Origin of the sequence: Leifsonia sp. TF02-11 (genome assembly GCF_017565305.1) — a bacterium.
GTDB lineage: Bacteria > Actinomycetota > Actinomycetes > Actinomycetales > Microbacteriaceae > Leifsonia.
The window spans coordinates 1-1,264 of record NZ_JAGEKP010000049.1 but is presented as its reverse complement, the minus strand read 5'-3'; the positions used below and the strand labels follow the sequence as shown (position 1 = coordinate 1,264).

Genomic DNA, 1,264 nt, shown 5'->3' with positions numbered 1-1,264 from the left:
GGAGCCTGACCCGGTTTCCCGGACGGTTTCGGTGTGTTGATCATGCCGCGATTTCGGCGGTGGTGTGAAGGGCTTCGTAGTCGGCGGGGCTGAGGTAGTCGAGGGCGGAGTGCCGGCGGCGCGGGTTGTAGAAGCCCTCTATCCACTCGAACATGGCCGAGGCCAGCTGCGTCTTCGAGTCCCAGCTGGTGCGGTCCAGGAGCTCGCGTTGCATGATCGACCAGAAGCTCTCGATCAGGGCGTTATCGACCGACGATGCGACTCGGCCCATCGAGCCGAGCAGCCCGGCTTGGCGGAGCCGGTGCCCGAACAGCCAGCTGGTGTATTGCGCTCCTCGGTCGGCGTGAACGATGGTGCCAGGCTCGGGACGGCGCCGCCAGCGGGCCATCTCGAGCGCGTCGACGACGATCTCGGTGGTGATCCGATCCGAGATCGACCAGCCCACGATCCGGCGGCTGAACGCGTCGATCACCGCCGCGCAGTAAACCCACCCATCTTTCGCGCGGTGTTGGGTGATGTCGCAGAACCAGAGCCGGTCCGGTGCGTCCGCGCGGAACTGCCGCTTCACCAGATCCTCGTGCGTGGCCGTGTCCGGCCTCCATCCGCGTCGCTTCCGGCGATGCGAGACCCCGACCAGGCCGGCGCTGCGCATTAGCCGGGCGACGCGTTTCCGACCGACGTGAACGCCCAGCCCGAGCCGCAGCTCGGCCAGCACCCGCGGCGCCCCATAGGTCTGGCGGGAGTCGGCATGGATGCGGCGGATCGTCGCCGTCAGCTCGGCATCCGCGACCGCCCGCGCGGACGGAGGCCGGGTGGCCCAGGCGTAGTAACCGGAGGTCGAGACATTCAGAAACCGGCAGGCCACCGCGACGGGAACACCGTCCGCGGCGAGCTCCTGGACCAGCCGGAACCCTATTTTGGGAGCACGTTCTCCCTCGCGAAATACGCGCTCGCGCGCTTGAGGATCTCGTTCTCCATCTCCAACACCCGGTTCCGTCGACGCAACTCAACGAGCTCCCTGTGCTCATCGGACGTCACGCCAGCCTTGCGGCCGGAGTCGACGGCGTCGCGGTTCATCCAGTTCCGCAGGCAAGATTCACTGATCCCGAGATCCCGGGCGGTCTGCGCGACCGGGTTCCCCTGCGCGACCAGATCCAGGGCTCGACGCCGGAACTCCGGCGGGTGAGCAGCAGGCATCTCACGGACTCCTCTCCGAGACGATCATCGCCTCAACTCAGGTGCCCGGAAAAGCGGGTCAGGCTCC

At 67.5% G+C, this 1,264-nt stretch carries 2 protein-coding genes; both read right to left on the bottom strand.

Going from position 1 to position 1,264, the window contains the following annotated elements; translation table 11 throughout:
- Window positions 1–40: 40 nt before the first annotated feature.
- Window positions 41–904, bottom strand: a complete 864-nt coding sequence (locus JNB50_RS24845) for an IS3 family transposase (RefSeq protein WP_243768961.1) — start codon at window positions 902–904, stop codon at window positions 41–43.
- Window positions 905–912: 8 nt separating this feature from the next.
- Window positions 913–1,197 (bottom strand): transposase, encoded by a 285-nt coding sequence (locus tag JNB50_RS24840; RefSeq protein WP_208042753.1) that lies wholly within the window; start codon window positions 1,195–1,197, stop codon window positions 913–915.
- Between the last annotated feature and the right edge of the window lie 67 nt (window positions 1,198–1,264).